General features: G+C 62.8%; 13 protein-coding genes and 1 pseudogene. 7 read left to right on the top strand and 7 right to left on the bottom strand.

Translation table 11 applies throughout. From position 1 onward, the window contains the following. Positions 1–623: 623 nt before the first annotated feature. The 3 genes from ACZYOF_RS22045 to ACZYOF_RS22055 all read right to left on the bottom strand — a co-directional run bounded on the left by ACZYOF_RS22045 (position 624) and on the right by ACZYOF_RS22055 (position 4438). Positions 624–1709: a M48 family metallopeptidase gene (locus tag ACZYOF_RS22045; RefSeq protein WP_463717097.1), complete on the bottom strand. Its 1086-nt coding sequence runs from the start codon at positions 1707–1709 to the stop codon at positions 624–626. Positions 1710–1724: 15 nt separating this feature from the next. Next, a complete protein-coding gene (locus ACZYOF_RS22050) occupies positions 1725–2876 on the bottom strand; it encodes a DUF898 family protein (RefSeq protein ID WP_463717117.1) in 1152 nt (383 codons plus the stop codon). Positions 2877–3265: 389 nt separating this feature from the next. Beyond that, positions 3266–4438 carry an isovaleryl-CoA dehydrogenase gene (locus tag ACZYOF_RS22055; protein WP_463717098.1) on the bottom strand — a complete coding sequence of 391 codons (1173 nt, stop codon included), beginning with the start codon at positions 4436–4438 and terminating at the stop codon, positions 3266–3268. A gap of 421 nt (positions 4439–4859) precedes the next feature. Between ACZYOF_RS22055 and ACZYOF_RS22060 the strand changes: the two genes are divergently transcribed. Then, complete coding sequence (locus tag ACZYOF_RS22060) at positions 4860–6131, top strand: cytochrome P450 (protein WP_463717099.1); 1272 nt, start codon at positions 4860–4862, stop codon at positions 6129–6131. Between the two features lie 20 nt (positions 6132–6151). Beyond that, positions 6152–7426: a cytochrome P450 gene (locus ACZYOF_RS22065; protein WP_463717100.1), complete on the top strand. Its 1275-nt coding sequence runs from the start codon at positions 6152–6154 to the stop codon at positions 7424–7426. 213 nt (positions 7427–7639) lie between these two features. Here the strand turns inward: ACZYOF_RS22065 and ACZYOF_RS22070 are convergent, their stop codons facing one another. Then, a complete protein-coding gene (locus ACZYOF_RS22070) occupies positions 7640–8560 on the bottom strand; it encodes a LysR substrate-binding domain-containing protein (RefSeq protein WP_463717101.1) in 921 nt (306 codons plus the stop codon). Between the two features lie 130 nt (positions 8561–8690). On the opposite strand from ACZYOF_RS22070, the gene ACZYOF_RS22075 reads away from it, so the two are divergent. The 4 genes from ACZYOF_RS22075 (at position 8691) to mdlC (ending at position 13593) form a co-directional block, all read left to right on the top strand. Further along, complete coding sequence (locus ACZYOF_RS22075; RefSeq protein ID WP_463717102.1) at positions 8691–9857, top strand: acyl-CoA dehydrogenase family protein; 1167 nt, start codon at positions 8691–8693, stop codon at positions 9855–9857. Between the two features lie 10 nt (positions 9858–9867). Next, positions 9868–10998, top strand: coding sequence for a CaiB/BaiF CoA transferase family protein (locus ACZYOF_RS22080; RefSeq protein ID WP_463717103.1), 1131 nt, complete (start codon positions 9868–9870; stop codon positions 10996–10998). After that, entirely contained in the window at positions 10995–11849 is an 855-nt protein-coding gene (locus ACZYOF_RS22085) for an HTD2 family dehydratase (protein WP_463717104.1), read from the top strand. Before ACZYOF_RS22080 ends, ACZYOF_RS22085 begins: the two co-directional genes overlap by 4 nt. Positions 11850–11964: 115 nt before the next feature. Then, positions 11965–13593 carry a benzoylformate decarboxylase gene (gene mdlC / locus ACZYOF_RS22090; protein WP_463717105.1) on the top strand — a complete coding sequence of 543 codons (1629 nt, stop codon included), beginning with the start codon at positions 11965–11967 and terminating at the stop codon, positions 13591–13593. Positions 13594–13662: 69 nt separating this feature from the next. Here the strand turns inward: mdlC and ACZYOF_RS22095 are convergent, their stop codons facing one another. Beyond that, the gene (locus ACZYOF_RS22095; protein WP_463717106.1) at positions 13663–14004 is read right to left on the bottom strand and encodes a hypothetical protein; all 342 of its coding nucleotides are present in this window, start codon (positions 14002–14004) and stop codon (positions 13663–13665) included. A 197-nt stretch (positions 14005–14201) separates the two neighbouring features. On the opposite strand from ACZYOF_RS22095, the gene ACZYOF_RS22100 reads away from it, so the two are divergent. After that, positions 14202–14720, top strand: a complete 519-nt coding sequence (locus tag ACZYOF_RS22100; RefSeq protein WP_130579294.1) for a hypothetical protein — start codon at positions 14202–14204, stop codon at positions 14718–14720. A gap of 145 nt (positions 14721–14865) precedes the next feature. On the opposite strand, the gene ACZYOF_RS22105 is transcribed toward ACZYOF_RS22100, so the two are convergent. Further along, a complete protein-coding gene (locus ACZYOF_RS22105; RefSeq protein WP_463717107.1) occupies positions 14866–16902 on the bottom strand; it encodes an alkyl/aryl-sulfatase in 2037 nt (678 codons plus the stop codon). 576 nt (positions 16903–17478) lie between these two features. After that, positions 17479–18440 (bottom strand): annotated as a pseudogene (locus ACZYOF_RS22110) (dihydrodipicolinate synthase family protein). Between the last annotated feature and the right edge of the window lie 51 nt (positions 18441–18491).

The raw sequence follows: 18491 nt of genomic DNA on the forward strand, positions 1-18491 counted from the left end.
TCGGCTTGGAGGATGGACCGCCTACTATGGAAAGCCTGGTCCAAAGGTGATGCGCCTGGGCCTCGAAGCCTTCCGTCGCATCAAATACGGCACCACTTTGAGGCTCAAAAATGTGTGAATCGGATAGCCGGTGACCGGGCTTTCTTGCCACCGTCATCTCTCGCGTTTTCGCGCGAAAAACTTAGCGCCAGCGTCGGGGCGCCAGGACCACACGACTTCGCCGTCCGCGAGTGCCACGCTCGTCAGTCGCGACACCCGCGTCCACCGCATCTCACCGCAACGTTCGTGACGATCGCGACCCGCCCCTCATTCGCGTGAGACGCGCGGAGTTAAATCACTGATTTGCCCGACGACGGAAGCGGATTATTTTTCGCGTGAGGGATGGACACGTTTCTGCTGATTTGCCCGTCGGGTTGTTTTGTCGCACCCAGAGTCGCCACATCGTCATTGCGAGCAGAGCGAAGCAATCCATAGCGCCGCAAGCGGAGGCGTGGATTGCTTCGCTCCGCTCGCAATGACGGGAGTAGATGGCGCGACGGATTCTCTGATGTGCAATTGCACATCATAGTTCGCGCTGCGCGCGCCCCGGAATGACGGTGGTGGTCGTGGTTGGCGAACGGCTTCTACAGCTTGGCGCCGGCGCTGCAGATCGACTTCAGAGAGCGCCACTCTTCTGCGGTCAACAAGGGCGGGCCGCTGGCGGGGCGGTTTTCGCGGGCCATGCGGGCGAGGCGGTCTTCGGTCATGGGATGGCTTGCGATCAGCGACAGGGCCCTGGCGCCTTCCTTGCCGGTGATGCGGAACATCAAATCGCCCATCGGTTTGGTCGGCCGGCCGAGCCGATGCATGGTCTCGATCGCGAAGCTGTCGGCGTTCTGTTCGGCTTCGCGGGAATGCGATGCGTTCACCAGCGTCCGCGAGGCGAAGATCACCGCGCTGGAGCCGGTGATATCGCCGAACAAGAGACCGATCAGGAACGAGGTGCCGCCATTGTGGATCATGCCGCGCAGGCCGTCGCGATGCCGGAGATGGCCGAGCTCGTGGGCGAGGATGCCCGCGAGCTCGTCGACATTTTCGGCTTTCGCGAGCAGCCCATCCAACACATAGACCCTGCCGCCCGGCAGCGCGAAGGCGTTCGGGATCGGGGTCGAGAACACGCCCGATTGCACCGAAGTGTCCATGCCAGCGGATTCGCGCAGCGTGTTGACGAGTTTTTCAAACGCGCGCTGGCCGGCGGGGTTGTCGCACGGCTTGCCGTCGAACACCATCTTCACCTGGCTGTCGGCGACTTCGCCGAGCCGCCGCTCGAACGAGGCCGGCACCAACGCCGCCAGCCGGTCGGCCGCGAGCGGCACGCCGAACAGCACGACCAGGATGATCGACACGGTCGCCGCCAGCGACCAGCCGACGATGGTCGCGACACCGCGGCCGCCGAGCACATGCTCGTCAAGCTTTTCGCAGCGCGCGACGAGCTCGGCCGCGAGCGCGGAATCGCGGATTTCGAGCCGCGCCAGCGCGGCCGCGGAGATGCAGGCGAGCCGCAGCTTGCCGGACGGACTGTCGGCGCGGCGGATATCGGCATAGGGCCAGGCGGCGCTTCGCTGTCCGTCCTCCTCGATCTCAAGCGTCTCGCCGAGGCGCAACGCGACCGTGCGCCGCTTGCTCGACGCGCCATCGAAATAGAAGGCGGTGTTCGCTCCGCTATCCATCACCCCGCTCATGGGTCAAAGACCCCCGACGTCGAGACCGTCGGCGAAGCCCTCGCCGAGCGCGTTGGCGAGCTCGCCTCGCGCGGAGACATTGGCCGCAGCCTCGATGCCATGGACGATCGTCGACCCCAGCACCTTCACCCAGAGATCGCGCATCAGATAGACGCGGATCACGACATTGATGGCCAGCGCGAACAGGAGATAGCCAAGACCCAGGAACACCAGGAACGGAATGCTCCTGGCAAATTCCTGGCTCGCGAAGAGTTCCTTGAGCGGCGTTGCGCTCATGCTGGCGACCAGCACCGCCGAGAGCGCGAGCCAGGCCGCGAAGACGAGGCTGAGCACGACGATCCACCCGATCACTTTCCAATAGAGCCCGATCAGCGCGCCGCGCTTCAGCGTCGATTCCAGCCGCACGCCGCCGAAGCGGATGCCGGACAGCCACCATCGCCATTCGACCGCTTTGTAGGCGCCGTAGATGAAGGGCGCGAGCGGCACGATGTAGACTGCCACCGGCACCAGCAGCCAGAGCCACCAGCCGCGCTTGAAGAACTCCCAGCCGCGCCCCTCGAAACTGCCTTGCAGGTCGCCATAGTAGGAATGGCGCATCTTGTAGCGCTCGAGCGCTGCGGCGCGCCACGGCAGGGCGAGACCGAGGGTGACGATCACCACGAGTCCCCACAGCGCCGAGAGCCCGGCATAGGCCCAGCCGGAGCCGCTCATCCAGAAGCGCACGCCGCGCCACACCGTCCGCGTCAGGCGGTAGCGGCGCGCGCGAAAGATCGCGAACTGGCCGAACAGATAGAAGAACGCCACCAGCGGAAGGCTGGCGAAAGCCTGGGCGCGCTCGGCCTCGAGGCCAACCAGGAAATAAGCAAGGTAAACAGGCACCAGGATCGCGAGTGCGACCAGAAAGCCGATCAGAAGCTCCTTGCCGCGGCCGGTATATTCGGCGGCGTCGCCGTCGATCTCGGTGTTCGACCAGAGATGACGGCGCATGTCGGTCGCCAGCCAGAACCGGTAAAAGCCGAGCGTGACGAATTCGAGCCCGGCGCCGCGCTTGACCAGCTCGAAGAATTCGCGGCGGCTGCCCGTGAAGGCCACCGGCATCCGCGGCGGAACAGACGGAGGCGGCGGTTGCGGGGGCCCAATCGGGGTCCAGCTCATCTCGTGCACGGGGATCAACTCCAGGCGGTGTCTGCGGATCGCACAGAACCACATATTTATCAAAGGAAGTGTGATCGAGATTTCACGGGGGAGTCGAGCGCGAAGCGATTCGCTTGCCGCGCAGATAATAGAGGTATCCCGTGCTGTCATTCCGGGGCGACGCAAAGCGTCGAACTATGATGTGCAATTGCACATCAGAGAATCCATTTCACCACTTGTGCAGGCGGAGAAATGGATTCCGGGCTCGCGCCAAGAGGCGCGCCCCGGAATGACGAGGGGTGATGTGTGGCGACAGCGCCGTAGCCCGGCTGGAGCGGAGCGTAACCCGGGGCCTCTGTAATCGTGGATACAGACCCGGGTTGCGCTTCGCTCCACCCGGGCTACGCCTGCTACGCGGTCTTCTCGAACAGTTCGCGGCCGATCAGCATGCGGCGGATTTCGCTGGTGCCGGCGCCGATCTCGTAGAGCTTGGCGTCGCGCAGCAGGCGGCCGGTCGGATAGTCGTTGATGTAGCCATTGCCGCCGAGGAGCTGGATGGCGTCGAGCGCGCATTGCGTCGCCTTCTCGGCGGCATAGAGGATGGCGCCGGCGGCGTCCTCGCGCGTGGTCTCGCTGCGGTCGCAGGCTTTCGCCACCGCATAGACATAGGCGCGCGAGGCATTCATCGTGGTGTAGATGTCGGCGACCTTGCCCTGCACGAGTTGGAAGGTGCCGATCGGCTGGCCGAACTGCTTGCGCTCGTGCACATAGGGCATCACCACGTCCATGCAGGCCTGCATGATGCCGATCGGGCCCGCGGCCAGCACCGTGCGCTCATAGTCGAGGCCGCTCATCAGCACGTTCACGCCGCGGCCGACTTCGCTGAGCACGTTCTCCTCCGGAACCTCGCAATCCTCGAACACGAGCTCACAGGTGTCGGAGCCGCGCATGCCGAGCTTGTCGAGCTTCTGCGCGGTGGAGAATCCCTTCATACCCTTCTCGATGATGAAGGCGGTGATGCCGCGCGGCCCGCCGTTCGGATCGGTCTTGGCATAGACCACCAGCGTGTCGGCGACGGGGCCGTTGGTGATCCACATCTTGTTGCCGTTGAGCACGAAGCGGTCGCCCTTCTTCTCGGCGCGGGTCTTCATCGAGACCACGTCGCTTCCGGCGCTCGGCTCGGACATCGCGAGCGAGCCGACATGCTCGCCGGAGATCAGCTTGGGCAGATATTTCCGCTTCTGCGCCTCGTTGCCGTTGCGGCGGATCTGGTTGACGCAGAGGTTGGAATGGGCGCCGTAGGACAGGCCGACGGAAGCGGACGCGCGCGAGATCTCCTCCAGCGCGACGCAGTGCTCGAGATAGCCGAGACCAGAGCCGCCATACTCCTCCTCGACCGTGATGCCGTGCAGGCCAAGCGCGCCGATCTTCGGCCAGAGGTCGCGCGGGAACTGGTTGGTGCGGTCGATCTCGGCGGCGCGTGGGGCGATCTCGTTGCTCGCGAAATCGCACACGGTCTCGCGGATCGCATCCGCGGTCTCGCCCAGGTCGAAATTGAACATCCGTTGCGCGTTGGGAATCATGGTGGGCGGCCTCCAGAATGGCTTGTTGCCCTAGGCTTATTCGCTGCCGAAGAGCTTGTCACGAGGGAGGTTTCTTCTTCCGCTCCCCGCACCGCCGTCATTCCGGGGCGACACCACCGGGTCCGCGCGAAGCGCGGCCCGATGACAGGCTCCGCGTCGAGCCCGGAATCCATTTCTCGGCCCGCATATGCGGCTGAATGGATTCCGGGCTCGTCCTTCGGACGCCCCGGAATGACGGGGCTGGTAGAGATGAATTCGCGGAGCGAGCCGGAATTGTGGCCGCCGCAGGCCGATCGAGGTGGAAGCCGATGCGGCCAAATGTGCCAAACTCGCCCTTGCCCTGCGCGGCGTGACGGGTTGTAATTCCCGGAAAATGCGCCCGGCGGAACAACCGGACCGGGACGATCCAAGGAGATACGCCATGCACGGGACGGTCGATCGCCTCAAGAACGAAACCCAGGAGGCCGCCCGCGAGCGGGCCTATTCGATCCCGCTGGATCAATTCGATCCCAGCGACCCCGAACTGTTCCGCAGCGATTCGTTCTGGCCCTATTTCGACCGGCTACGCCGGGAGGAGCCGGTGCACTATTGCCGGGACAGCCTGTTCGGGCCCTATTGGTCGGTGACCAAATATAACGACATCATGGAGATCGAGACCAACCATTCGGTGTTCTCCTCGGCAGCCTCGCTCGGCGGCATCACCATCCGCGACATCGCCCTCGACCTGCGCCGCGAAAGCTTCATCGCGATGGACCAGCCGCGGCACTCGGCGCAACGTCGGACCGTGGCGCCGATGTTCACGCCGACACATCTCGACGAGCTCGCGATCAACATCCGCAAGCGCTCGACCGAATGCCTCGACAATCTGCCGCGCGGCGACGTGTTCGACTGGGTCGACAAGGTCTCGATCGAATTGACCACGCAGATGCTGGCGGTGCTGTTCGATTTCCCCTGGGAAGACCGGCGCAAGCTGACGCGCTGGTCCGACGTCGCCACCACCCTTCCGGGCGCCGGCGGGCTGGTCGCGACCGAGGACGAGCGGCAGGCCGAGCTCATGGAATGCGCCAGCTATTTCTCGCGACTGTGGAAGGAACGGATCGACCAGCCGCCGAAGAGCGACCTGCTCTCGATGATGGCGCACAGCCCGGCGACCCGCGACATGGATCCGAAGAACTTCCTCGGCAATCTGATCCTCTTGATCGTCGGCGGCAACGACACCACGCGCAACACGCTCTCCGGCAGCATCTATGCGCTGAACCGGAATCCGGACCAGTATCGCAAGCTGAAGCAGAATCCTGACTTGATCGACAGTTTCGTGCCGGAGGTGATCCGCTGGCAGACGCCGCTGGCGCATATGCGGCGCACCGCGCTTGCCGACATCGAGTTCCATGGCAAGCAGATCCGGAAGGGTGACAAGGTCGTGATGTGGTACGTCTCGGGCAATCGCGACGAAGATGTGATCGAGCGCCCCTATGAGTTCATCATTGACCGCGCCCGTCCCCGCACTCACATTTCATTCGGGTTCGGCATCCATCGCTGCGTCGGCCTCAGACTTGCCGAATTGCAGTTGAAGATCATCTGGGAAGAGATCCTGAAGCGCTTCGATACGATCGAGGTGGTGGAGGAGCCGAAGCGCGTGTATTCGAGCTTCATCAAGGGATATGAGACGCTGCCGGTCCGCATCGCGAGCTAGCGCTTTTGGGAGTTGAGACAATGAACGTGCAGACTTCAGTCAGGGTCGACAAGAACGAGCTGATGCGCCTGGCGCGCGAGGAGGCCTATTCGACGCCGCTGAAGAATTTCCACCCGGGCGCGCCAAGGCTGTTCCAGAACGACACGTGGCAGCCGTGGTTCGAGCGGCTGCGCAAGGAAGAGCCGGTGCATTATTGCACCAACGCGCCGATCGAGCCCTATTGGTCGGTCACCAAATACAACGACATCATGCATGTCGACACCAGCCACGGCATCTTCTCCTCCGATGCGAGCCTGGGCGGCATCGGCATCCGCGACATGCCGGTCGGCTACGACTGGCCGAGCTTCATCGCGATGGACCAGCCGAAACACTCGGCGCAGCGCAAGACGGTGTCGCCGATGTTCACGCCGACGCACCTGGACGAGCTTGCCAAGCTGATCCGCGAGCGTTCGCAGAAGGTGCTGGACGGCCTGCCGCGCAACGAGACCTTCAACTTCGTCGACCGCGTCTCGATCGAATTGACCACGCAGATGCTGGCGACGCTGTTCGACTTCCCCTGGGAAGAGCGGCGCAAGCTGACACGCTGGTCCGACGTTGCCACCGCGCTGCCCAAGAGCGGCATCGTGGACTCGCCGGAGCAGCGGCGCAAAGAGATGGACGAATGCTACGCCTATTTCGCAAAACTCTGGAACGAGCGCGTCAATGCGGCGCCGCGCAACGATCTGCTGTCGATGATGGCGCATAGCGATGCGACTCGGCACATGGACCCCGACAACCTCATGGGCAATCTCATCCTGCTCATCGTCGGCGGCAACGACACCACGCGCAACACCATGACCGGCTCGGTGCTGGCGCTGAACGAGAATCCGGAGCAGTACGAGAAACTCCGGTCAAACCCTGAATTGATCGATTCCATGGTGCCGGAAGTGATCCGCTGGCAGACGCCGCTCGCCCATATGCGGCGCACGGCATTGGTCGATACCGAGCTCGGCGGCAAGACGATCAAGAAGGGCGATCGCGTCGTGATGTGGTACGTCTCGGGCAACCGCGACGAGGAAGTGATCGACCGGCCCAACGAGTTCATCATCGACCGGCCGCGGCCGCGCACGCATCTGTCGTTCGGCTTCGGCATCCACCGCTGCGTCGGCATGCGGCTCGCGGAGCTGCAATTGAAGATCATCTGGCAGGAGATGCTGAAGCGGTTCGACCGCATCGAGGTGGTCGGTGATGTCAGGCGGATCTATTCCAGCTTCATCAAGGGCTACGAGACGCTGCCGGTGCGTATTCCGGGGTGACGCTGTGTAGCGTGTAGCCCGGATGGAGCGAAGCGTAATCCGGGATCATTCTGTACGCGGAAAAAGCGCCCCGGATTGCGCTTCGCTCCATCCGGGCTACGGGTATCTTTCCGCCGCTATAAAAACCCGGCATGACAGGCTGAACCAGATGCGAAGGGAAGGTCGCGCGGGCTTGTCCTAAGTCTCCCGCGGTTGGCGCGCGCCGCAACGGCGTTACGCCAGCCTGATGTCCCAGAGGCCTTCCTTGCGGCAGGCGGCGACCTCCTCGCGCAACAGCGCGGTGACGGCGGTGGTCGCGATCGAGGCCGGACGATCGATCGGAGAGGCAATGATCAGCTCACGCGACAGCGGCTTTGCGATCGCCGCGGTTTCCAGCCGGCCATCGGCGACTTCGCTCCGCACCGACGACGGCGGCAACAGCGCGAAGCCGAGCCCCTCCTCGACCAGGCTGGTGAGCACGCGGAAGGAATCCGCCTCGAGCTGGACATCGAGCTTGATCTTCTTCAACGCCGCGGCGTGCTCGATCAGGGCGCGGAGCCCATGCGAATGACTGGGCAGCACCAGGCGCTGGCGGAGCAGCCAACCGATCTCGACCTGCTTCTTGCGCGACAGACCGCAACCGCGAGGGCCGACGGCGATGATCTGGTCGCGGCCGAGCGGCTGCGCCGCAAGATGCAGGTCCGCGGTGCGGCCGTAAATGATCGAAAGATCCATCTCGCCGCGGTGCAGCCATTCGATCAGGTGGCCGCTATAGCTCTCGACGATCCGCAGCGAGATATCAGGGAAATTTTCCACGCAGCGGCGGGCGAAGCGCGCCGAGAGCACGCAGCTCACCGTCGGCACCAGGCCGAGCACCACGCGGCCCGAGGGCGGGCCCTGCGCCGACTGGATGTCGTCGCGGATCTGGTCGACCTGGCGGACGATGCCGGAGGTGCGCGCGAGCAAAAGGCGCCCGGCATCGGTCAGCACCATGCCGCGGCCGTTCCGCGTGAACAGCTCGGTGCGCAGCTCATGCTCGAGCAGCTTGATCTGCCGGCTCAGCGCCGGCTGAGCTATGCGCAGCGTGTCGGAGGCCTTGCTCAGGCTCCCGAGTTCCGCGACGCAGGTAAACGTCCTAAGCTGGCGGAAATCCATGCTTGCCAATCTTGGAATGCTACTTCATACGCTATAACAAAAGAGCATAGGGAGTTTACGCTGGCGCCACAATGGTCCGCCGCGCCTTTCACATCCGCCATCCCTTAAACGAACGCGCCGGTGATTTCCGATGACCGCACAAGAACAACATGACGACTATTCCGATATCCGCGATGCGGTGGCAAAACTCTGCGCGCAGTTTCCCGGCGAATACTGGCGCAAGCTCGATCGGCAGATGGCGTATCCGAAGGAATTCGTCGATGCGTTGACCGAGGCCGGCTACCTCTCGGTCCTGATCCCCGAGGAATACGGCGGCGCGGGGTTGAAGCTCTCCGCGGCGGCGGCGATCCTGGAGGAGATCCAGCGCGCGGGGTGCAATGGCGGCGGCTGCCACGCGCAGATGTACACGATGGGCACGGTGTTGCGACACGGCAATGCCGAACAGAAGGCGAAATATCTGCCGAAGGTCGCGAGCGGCGAATTGCGGCTGCAGGCCTTTGGCGTGACCGAGCCGACCAGCGGCACCGATACGTCGTCGCTGAAGACTTTTGCAAAGCGTGATGGCGACCACTACGTCGTCAACGGCCAGAAGATCTGGACCAGCCGCGCCGAGCATTCCGACCTGATGATCCTGCTCGCGCGAACCACGCCGAAGGAGCAGGCGAAGAAGCGGACCGATGGCTTGTCGGTGTTCATCGTCGATATGCGCGAGGTCAAGGGCAAGGGGCTGGAGATCCGTCCCATCCGCACTATGATGAACCACGCGACGACGGAAGTGTTCTTCACGGACATGCGGGTGCCGGCGGAAAACCTGATCGGCGACGAAGGCAAGGGTTTCCGCTACATCCTCTCCGGCATGAATGCCGAGCGCATCCTGATCGCGGCCGAATGCATCGGCGACGCCAAATGGTTCATCGCCAAGGCGACCAACTACGCCAAGGAACGCGCCGTGTTCGGCCGGCCGATCGGCCAGAATCAAGGCATCCAGTTCCCGATCGCAAAAGCCTATGCCTCGATGCGCGCGGCCGAACTGATGGTGAAGGAAGCTACCCGCAAATACGAGGCCGGGCTCGATTGCGGCGCGGAAGCCAACATGGCGAAGATGCTGGCGGCGGATGCGTCCTGGGAAGCGGCCAATGCCTGCGTGCAGACCCATGGCGGCTTCGGCTTTGCCGAGGAATACGACGTCGAGCGCAAGTTCCGCGAGACCCGGCTGTACCAGGTGGCGCCGATCTCGACCAATCTGATCCTGTCCTTTGTCGCCGAGCATGTGCTCGGCATGCCCCGCTCCTATTGAGGTGAGATGCATGCTGCCGCTCGAGGGACTGACCGTCGTCGCCGTGGAGCAGGCGGTGGCCGCGCCGTTCTGCTCGTCGCGCCTGGCCGACGCCGGCGCGCATGTGATCAAGATCGAACGCCCCGAGGGCGATTTCGCCCGCGGCTATGACGCCGCCGCCAAGGGCCAGAGCAGCTATTTCGTCTGGCTCAACCGCGGCAAGGATTCGGTCGTGGTCGATCTTGCGACCAAGGAAGGCCGCAGCTCGCTGGAGGAACTGATCGCGGGCGCCGACGTGCTCTTGCAGAATCTGAAGCCGGGCTCGATGGACAAGCTCGGCTTCACGCTTGCGCGGCTGCGCAAGGATTATCCAAAGCTGATCTGCTGCACCATCACGGGTTATGGCGACGAAGGGCCGTATGCGCAGCGCAAGGCCTATGATCTCCTGATCCAGGCCGAAAGCGGATTGGCCTCGATCACCGGCGGACCGGATGGCGCCTCGCGCGTCGGGATGTCGATCGTGGACGTTGCGACCGGCGCGACGGCGCATGCGGCGATCCTGGAAGCGCTGATTGCGCGCGGGCGCACTGGCAAAGGCGCCGACATCCGCATCTCCATGTTCGACGTGATGGCGGACTGGCTGACGGTGCCGCTGCTCAATGCCGAGGACGGCAAGGCGCCGAAACGCATGGGCCTCGCCCATCCCTCGATCGCGCCTTACGGCGTATTCCGCTCCAGGGATGGCAAGGAGATCCTGATCTCGATCCAGAGCGAGCGGGAATGGAAGAAGCTGTGCGCCGAGGTGCTGGGACAGCCGCATCTGCCAAACGATCCGCGCTTCGCCAACATGGTCGAGCGCGTGCGCAACCGTGCGCAGACCGATAAGACTGTCGGCGACGCCTTTGCCAAGCTGACGCGCGATGAGCTGCTGCAGAAATTGGCGGATGCTGACATCGCCTTCGCCGAGGTCAACACCATGGCCGATCTCGCGCAGCATCCACATCTGCGCCGGATCGAGGTCGACACGCCGAATGGCCGCGTCGCCTATCCGGCGCCGGCTGCGATTGTCGTCGGCGAACCGCGCCACTATGGCGCGGTGCCGGCGATCGGCGAACAGACCAGCGCCGCAAAGTCCTCTCCTGCCCGGGCCAAATCGTCATGAGCGAACAACTCGACCTCGAGCATCTGCGGCAATGGATCGGCCGCACCACTGAGGCTTCCGACATCGTTAGTGCGCAACTCGTGAAAGGCCTGCGCGCGACGCTGTTCCAGGAGATCGGCGAGCCGAAGACGGGCGATGCCGCGCCGTTCACGGTGCATTGGTGCCTGGCGCAGCCGGTGTTTCCGATGTCGCAGCTCGGCCCCGACGGCCACCCGACCCGCGGCGGCTTCCTACCGCCGGTGCCGCTACCGCGCCGGATGTGGGCCGGCGGCGAGCTCGAATTCCTCGACACGCTGCGCGTCGGCGACGAGCCCAAGCGCATCTCGCGCATCTCCGACGTGAGCTTGAAGAGCGGCTCGACTGGCACGCTGTGCTTCGTCTCCGTGCAGCACGACGTGACGACCCCGCGCGGGCTCGCGATCCGCGAGCGGCAGGACATCGTCTATCGCGAGATGACGAGCACGCCAGCAGCCGCGCCCGCGAAGGCTCCGCCCCCGCCGCCGGTGGCAAAGCACCGCGAGAGCCACATGGCCGATCCGGTGCTTCTGTTCCGCTATTCGGCACTGACCTTCAACGGCCACCGCATCCATTACGATCGCGACTATGTCACCAAGGTCGAGGGCTATCCGGGCCTGATCTTCCACGGACCGCTGCAGGCGGCGTTCATCATCGAGCTGGCCGCAAAGCTTCATGGCGGAAAGCCGCCGAAGAAGTTCAGTTATCGCGGCGTGCAGCCGCTGTTCGAAGGCAGCGAGTTCTCGGTCAATGCCAATGAGAATGGCGAAGGCCTGGAACTGTGGACGGCGAATGCCGAAGGACAGCCGACGATGAAGGGCATGGCGACGTGGTAGAAAGCCGTCATTGCGAGCGCAGCGAAGCAATCCATGCCTCCACTCGCGGATAGATGGATTGCTTCGCTGCGCTCGCAATGACGGAGTAAAACAATAAAGTTGGGAGAATCGCCTGATGTCGTCCCGCAAGCCTGCCGCCACCAACAGCAAAGCCGTCACGGTCAAGGACGCGACGTTCGGTTTGCTACGCGCCTTCGGCATCAAAAAAGTGTTCGGCAATCCCGGCTCGACCGAATTGCCGTTCCTGAGCGACTGGCCCGACGACATCGACTATGTGCTGGGACTGCAGGAATCCTCCGTCGTCGGCATGGCCGACGGCTATGCCCAGGCGACGCGGAACGCCGGCTTCGTCAACCTGCATTCGGCAGCCGGCGTCGGGCATGCGCTCGGCAATGTCTTCAATGCCTACCGCAACCAGACGCCGCTTGTGATCACGGCGGGCCAGCAGGCGCGCTCGATCCTGCCATTGCAGCCATTCCTCTACGCCGAACGCGCCACCGAATTCCCGCAGCCTTATGTGAAATGGGCCGTCGAGCCGGCGCGGCCTGAGGACGTGCCCGGCGCGATCGCGCGCGCCTACTACATCGCGATGCAGCCGCCCTGCGGGCCGACTTTTGTCTCAGTGCCGGTCGACGACTGGAACCGGCCGACGCAGCCGGTCGAGGCGCGCCAGATCAGCCGCGAGATCGGGCCCGATCCGGCGGCGATGAAAGCGTTGGTCGCCGCGCTCGCCGAGAGCAAGCGCCCTGCCCTCGTGGTCGGCCCCGCCGTCGACCGCGCGCAGGCCGTCGATCTCATGGTTGAGGTCGCGGAGAAGACGAAGGCCCTGGTGTGGGCGAGCCCGTTCTCGGCGCGCTGCTCGTTCCCTGAGCGGCATCCGCAATTTGCCGGCTTCCTGCACGCTTCCCCCGGGCAGTTGTCAGAGGCGCTGCGCGGGCACGACCTCGTGGTCGTGATCGGCGCGCCGGTGTTCACCTTCCATGTCGAGGGCCACGCCGCGATCTTCGATGGCGCGACCACACTGTTCCAGATCACCGACGATGCAAACGCCGCTTCGTTCACGCCAGCCGGCAACAGCATCATCGGCACGGTGAAGCCATCGCTCGCGATGCTGCTCGAACTGTTGCCCGAGACCGGGCGGCCCGCACCAGTGGGCCGCACGCTGCCGCCCGTGCCCGCGGCCAGCGATCCGATCCCCGCCGAGTTCCTGATGCATTCGCTTGTCGCCGCGATGGGACCGAATGACGTGCTGGTGGAAGAGGCTCCGTCGCATCGCCTGGCGATGCAGAAGTTCATGCCGATGCGCGGGCAGGACAGTTTCTACACCATGGCGAGCGGCGGCCTCGGCTACAGCCTGCCGGCCGCGGTCGGCATGGCGCTCGGCCGCTCCGGCTGTCGCATCGTCTGCCTGATCGGCGACGGCTCGGCGATGTATTCGATCCAGGCACTATGGACCGCGGCGCAGCGCAAGCTGCCGATGACCGTGGTGGTGCTCAACAATTCAGGCTACGGCGCGATGCGCTCGTTCAGCCAGGTGATGCAGGTGCGCAACGTGCCGGGGCTCGAATTGCCCGATATCGATTTCGTCAGGATCGCCGAAGGCATGGGCTGCCACGCGGTGCGCGTGACGAAAGCCGCGGAGCTTCCGGCTGCGCTGAAACTCGGGCGTTCGCATGACGGCACGAGCCTGGTCGAGGTGGTCGTGGATTCCGCGGTGCCGCTGCTCTACACGCAGAAGAGCTAACGTTTCTCAGCACGAATTCTGCGTCCCCCACAGCACGGCCAGCCGACCCATCTCGTGCGGTCGCGCAAGTCAGCTTGGTGTGCTCTCACCGATCAGTTTGAGATCGATCCTGTCGATCAGCTCAGAACGGGCCAACTCCGCGGCGCTGATGGCGGCCGACGTCTGTTGCAACGTACTGACATTCGATCCGAGCGATACGATTCCGCCCAATACCAGGGCTATCGATCCAATGGCAGCGACTTGATTAGGCCCGAACAGGCCGAGCACCATGGCGATCAGCAATGCGATACCGCCTGCGATTGCAACCTTCGAAACCAAAATGATCTTTCCGCATCGCTCGGCGACTTCGGCAAGCTGCTCGAGCCGAGCTTCGATCATTGAAATCTCGTCGATGGGCTCGTCTTCAGTCATCGAACTCAAGATCTTAATCCAGAGATCACGAATCTATCAGGTTTTTACAAAGCAGACGATCTCCCAGCGCGCAAGCGGGGGAACTTGTCAAAAATGAAGAGAAACTGCAATCCGGAACTGTTCAACCCGGATCGCGTTAATCTTTCCCGCGGGCTGCATTTTGTCTCAGATTTTCACAACCGTTCATGGAGGTGACGATGCGAGCGATCATTGCGTTTGCCTGTCTTGCAATCCTCGCAAAGCCAGCACTCGCCCAACAGCCGCTCGACATCCAGACGCTTGCCGTCGGCCCTTGGACGATAGCGACAACATATAAAGCCGATAAGTTTGAGAACTGCACTATGACGCGATCCAGCGAGGGTCTAGGCATCATGTTCGTACGCAACCAGGAAGGCCTTCTGCTATCTCTCGATTCGCCCAAATGGAGGCTTGAACGGGGTAAGGCCTATTCCGTTCGCCTGTCTACGGGTTCGCGCTCGGTCGACGCGAAGGCCCTGGCGGAATCGAAATCAGTGACGATCGCGCTGGCCGACGCGCCGTTTAACGAGCGATTGCGAATCGCCAACGTTCTCGAAGTTCGAGGCGAAGGGATGACTCTCCGTCTGCCGCTAGATGGAAGTGCGGCAGCGCTTGAACGTCTTGATGTGTGTTTCGATAAGAATCTTCGACAGAGCCCGGAATCCAACCCGTTCGTTGCACCCACCAGAAGGCCTTGAGTTGCGCTGGTTAGTTGCCCTGCATTTTCTCCCTCTATCCGACTCTGCGGGCGGGTGTCGCGCAAACCAGATGGCGTCGCGCACTAATCGGAAAATCTGTCCTGGGAGATGGCGACCCCAGCGCTTTCCCGGAGCCGCTTTCGAGTTATGGCGTCACGATGTTGAACCAAAAATATTGGTTGAGATCGACAAGATAGCCCATGAACTCACCGAACTTCGCCTGGTTACCGGCAAACTTGACCTGCCCGGTCTTGACCGCGTCCTCGAACGACACCTGCTTGGTCAATACCTTGGTCAAAGTGGTACGATCCACGGTTACGGTGACATCGGCCTTGGGATTGGTGTAATCGGGCCAATGGTTGAGCACGGAGTTCTCCAGGAAGAGCGCGTGCTTCTCATTGATGTCAGGGAATATCCAGTCGATCGCAAGCGTCTTGCCGTCCGCCTTCCTGGCATCCAGCTGCACGCCCATGTAACCGAACAATAGCTCAGGCGACATGCTGGCAACGATGTCGGCGCTGGCTGGATTGCCTGTCGCCCGTTTCTTGACGCCATGCCGAAGCTCATCGGTGCCTGTCAGATAGAAGCCCCGCCAGGGACCGGATTCCGCCTGATAACCCATCTGTTCCAGGATATCGGCTTGCAGATTCTTCGCCTCCTGATTGTCAGGCTGGGCAAACACCAGGTGGTTCACCAGTTCGGCGCCCCATCGATAGTCGCCCTTCTCGAAGGCCTCGCGTCCGAGCTTCATGACAGCGTCGGGTCCACCCATCGCCGCGACATACTTGCCTGCGACTTCGACCGGTGGCAGCGGGTTCAAGGTCGCGGGGTTGCCGTCGAAATATCCCAGATAAAAATTGTAGACGGCACGCACGTTATGGCTTTGGGTGCCGTAGTAACCTTGGCTCGCCCAGTGATTGGCGAGCGATTGAGGCAACGTCACGAGGCCCGGCAACTCCCTCATGGTGTAACCCATGTTCGCGTAGTGCAGGGTCTGGTCGTGCATGAATTTGTAGGTGTCGCGCTGCACCTTTAGCAGCTGCGTAATTTCGTTATTCCCCCAGGTGGGCCAATGGTGCATCGTGATCTGCACGTCATACTGATCACCCCACATCTGAAGGGCCTGGTTCAGGTACATCGGCCACAGCCGCGCGTCCCGTGTCTTGGCGCCGCGCAGCGTATAGAGATTGTGCATCGTGCGCGTGGCATCCTCGGCTGTATTGATCAACTTGAACTTCGGCAGATACCACATCATCTCAGCCGGAGCCTCCGAGCCCGGCGCCAATAGGAACTCGTACTCAATGCCATCGATGACCCGCTTCTCGCCGGTCTTCGTGATCAGATCTGTCGGCGCGATCAGCGTGACTCTGCCGCTCGATGTCGTGACGCCCAGCCCTGCCGTCACTGAGCCCTGCGGTCCGGGCGCAACCAGGTTTCCGTACATATAGGACGCACGGCGTCCCATGGCCTGGCCTGCAAACAGGTTCTCGGCGACGAAGTTCTCGAGAAAACCTTCGGGCGCGAAAATCCTGACCTTGCCCGACTTCACGTCGGCTTCGTCGACGATGCCCCGCACGCCGCCGGCGTGATCGACGTGGGAATGCGAATAGATCACGGCCACGACCGGCTTTCTCGGCCGATTTTGGTAGTAAAGGTCGAGTGCAGCGCGCGCAGTTTCGGCCGATATCAAGGGATCGTATATCGTAAGGCCCTGCTCACCCTCGATGATGGTCAGGTTCGACAGGTCCGCGCCACGCACCTGATAGACACCCGGAACCACTTCATAGAGGCCAGCTTCCATCAGAAGCTGCGACATGCGCCAAAGGCTCGGATTGACGGTGTCGGGCGCGGCCGCGCCATCCTTGATGAAACCAGTGAACCTCGAGAGATCCCAAACAATCCTGCCATTCCTGTCCTTGATGACACCGCTATCGGGCAATCGCGCGATCAGGCCACGCTTGGCATTTGCGAAATCCGCATTGTCTGACCATGGCAATGAGGCCGTGGATTTCTTGTTGAACTCCAGCGTGGATGGCGACGCCGGCTTGGAATCGCCGGAAGTCTGCGCCTGCGCAATCGTAGCCGCTAGCGCCAAGATCAATCCTGCGGCCATGACACGGAAGGCGTACTGGGTGTAGGAGCCCGGCAACGACCGGCAGCTTGAGATGATCGTTTGCGTCAATGTCGCTCTCCTTCGTCCTGCTGCATCGATTGCCATTATCATCAAGGTCGTCAGTCAATGGGCAACGCAGGCGCGCTTCTCCGAATTTTCGGCAGTCTTCGTGTGCTCTTCTATCGGGAGCAGGGAAGCGATCCTATGCAACTTCGGCAATCGGCCAACGATTCGGATCTTGGCCTCCGACGGGCCATAGCCTGTAATCGGCAAGCCTAGCGCGTGATTGGTTGAATCGGCCCGTCCACGCGTTCACCTCTCCCGCCTGCGGGAGAGGTCGGCGCGTAGCGCCGGGTGAGGGCTCTTTCCGCGCAAAGATAATCTCTGTTCTTTTCGCGAAGACACCCTCACCCAGACCCTCTCACCCCGACCCTCTCCCGCAAGCGGGAGAGGGAGCCCAGCAGCGATCGCGGATGCAATTCGACCTGATCTCATCGCGCTCTAGCCGAATATTACTATGCAGTTTGTCCTGCGATCGCATCTCAGCCGACGGCTGGATGTCAAAATGCCGAGCTGGTCTCACTCCAGGATGAAAGTGCGCGGCTCGAACTCCCCCCGCCCGCCGGGAGTCCGGCACGTAGACCGCTATGCAGCGTTGGCCCCTAGCGCCGCCCTTTGGCCGAGTAGCCCTGCTTCCACGAGCGCTGCCCGAATACGCGCGATTTCCGCATCCGTTATCTTGACCAAAGGCGGGCGCACCACGGCACGAGGCAGTTTTCCAAGCAGCACCAAAGCTTCCTTCATGCGGTTATGCATATCGACGAAAGGATCGGCGTAGAACACGCGCGCCAATGGATAAATCCGGTCGTTGAGCCGGCGGCCTTCTGCAAGATCGTTGGCCTGTACCGCGCGATAGAGCATGGCTTGAAGATCGGCGATGACGCTGCCGCTGCCGGACAGCAAGCCATTGCAGCCCAGCACCAGGGAACTCAAGAGCCATGCACTGTTGGTCGACAGCACGTTGATGGTGTGCTTGCGGCCCTGCAAGGCGCGAATCTGGCTCTCGTGCTGCGGCACCAGTGGCGTCCAGTCCTTGATTGCGCGGATCGTAGGCACCTCATCGAACAGTCGCTCCAGCGTCGCCGCCGGATAGCCCTGCCCAGTCGCCAATGGATATTGAAACACGATCATTGGCAGGTCGGACGCGTCGCGGAGGTCTTGAAATGGGCCAGCGCCATCTCGGCCGATTGGCCAAGCGTGAACGGCGCCGGCGGGAACACCAGCAGCGCCGAAGCTCCGCCGGCCTGCGCCTGCCGCGCGATCCGCGCCGCCTCCAGGCTGCCGTCTGCCCAGACCCCATGGATGATCGGCAAAATGCTGCCGACTTCCTCGCCCGTGATCTCCATAACACGACGCTGCTCGTCCCTCGTGCAGGACGCGACCTCAGTGGAGTGAGCGTTGATCGTGATCGCCGACAGTCCCTGCACCGCCGCGACATCGCGCAAGTGAGATCGGAAGCTCTGCTCGTCGATCGACAGATCCTCGTGGAACGGCAACAGCACCGCGGGGATCACACCTTGAGGCACGAAATCCGGATACCGGCCCATCTGTCGTCTCCTTCAGGTTCCAACCGCAAGCCTAGCGCTTTCCCCGCCGAT

Source organism: Bradyrhizobium sp. LeoA1Lang (assembly GCF_055413685.1).

What these genes read in the sequence shown, in the direction of transcription:
- ACZYOF_RS22075 (WP_463717102.1), top strand. Translation starts at nt 8,691, where the DNA reads ATGACCGCACAAGAACAACATGACGACTATTCCGATATCCGCGATGCG.
- ACZYOF_RS22080 (WP_463717103.1), top strand. Translation starts at nt 9,868, where the DNA reads ATGCTGCCGCTCGAGGGACTGACCGTCGTCGCCGTGGAGCAGGCGGTG.
- ACZYOF_RS22085 (WP_463717104.1), top strand. Translation starts at nt 10,995, where the DNA reads ATGAGCGAACAACTCGACCTCGAGCATCTGCGGCAATGGATCGGCCGC.
- ACZYOF_RS22065 (WP_463717100.1), top strand. Translation starts at nt 6,152, where the DNA reads ATGAACGTGCAGACTTCAGTCAGGGTCGACAAGAACGAGCTGATGCGC.
- ACZYOF_RS22095 (WP_463717106.1), bottom strand. Translation starts at nt 14,004, where the DNA reads ATGACTGAAGACGAGCCCATCGACGAGATTTCAATGATCGAAGCTCGG.
- ACZYOF_RS22060 (WP_463717099.1), top strand. Translation starts at nt 4,860, where the DNA reads ATGCACGGGACGGTCGATCGCCTCAAGAACGAAACCCAGGAGGCCGCC.
- ACZYOF_RS22050 (WP_463717117.1), bottom strand. Translation starts at nt 2,876, where the DNA reads ATGAGCTGGACCCCGATTGGGCCCCCGCAACCGCCGCCTCCGTCTGTT.
- ACZYOF_RS22045 (WP_463717097.1), bottom strand. Translation starts at nt 1,709, where the DNA reads ATGGATAGCGGAGCGAACACCGCCTTCTATTTCGATGGCGCGTCGAGC.
- mdlC (WP_463717105.1), top strand. Translation starts at nt 11,965, where the DNA reads ATGTCGTCCCGCAAGCCTGCCGCCACCAACAGCAAAGCCGTCACGGTC.
- ACZYOF_RS22070 (WP_463717101.1), bottom strand. Translation starts at nt 8,560, where the DNA reads ATGGATTTCCGCCAGCTTAGGACGTTTACCTGCGTCGCGGAACTCGGG.
- ACZYOF_RS22055 (WP_463717098.1), bottom strand. Translation starts at nt 4,438, where the DNA reads ATGATTCCCAACGCGCAACGGATGTTCAATTTCGACCTGGGCGAGACC.
- ACZYOF_RS22100 (WP_130579294.1), top strand. Translation starts at nt 14,202, where the DNA reads ATGCGAGCGATCATTGCGTTTGCCTGTCTTGCAATCCTCGCAAAGCCA.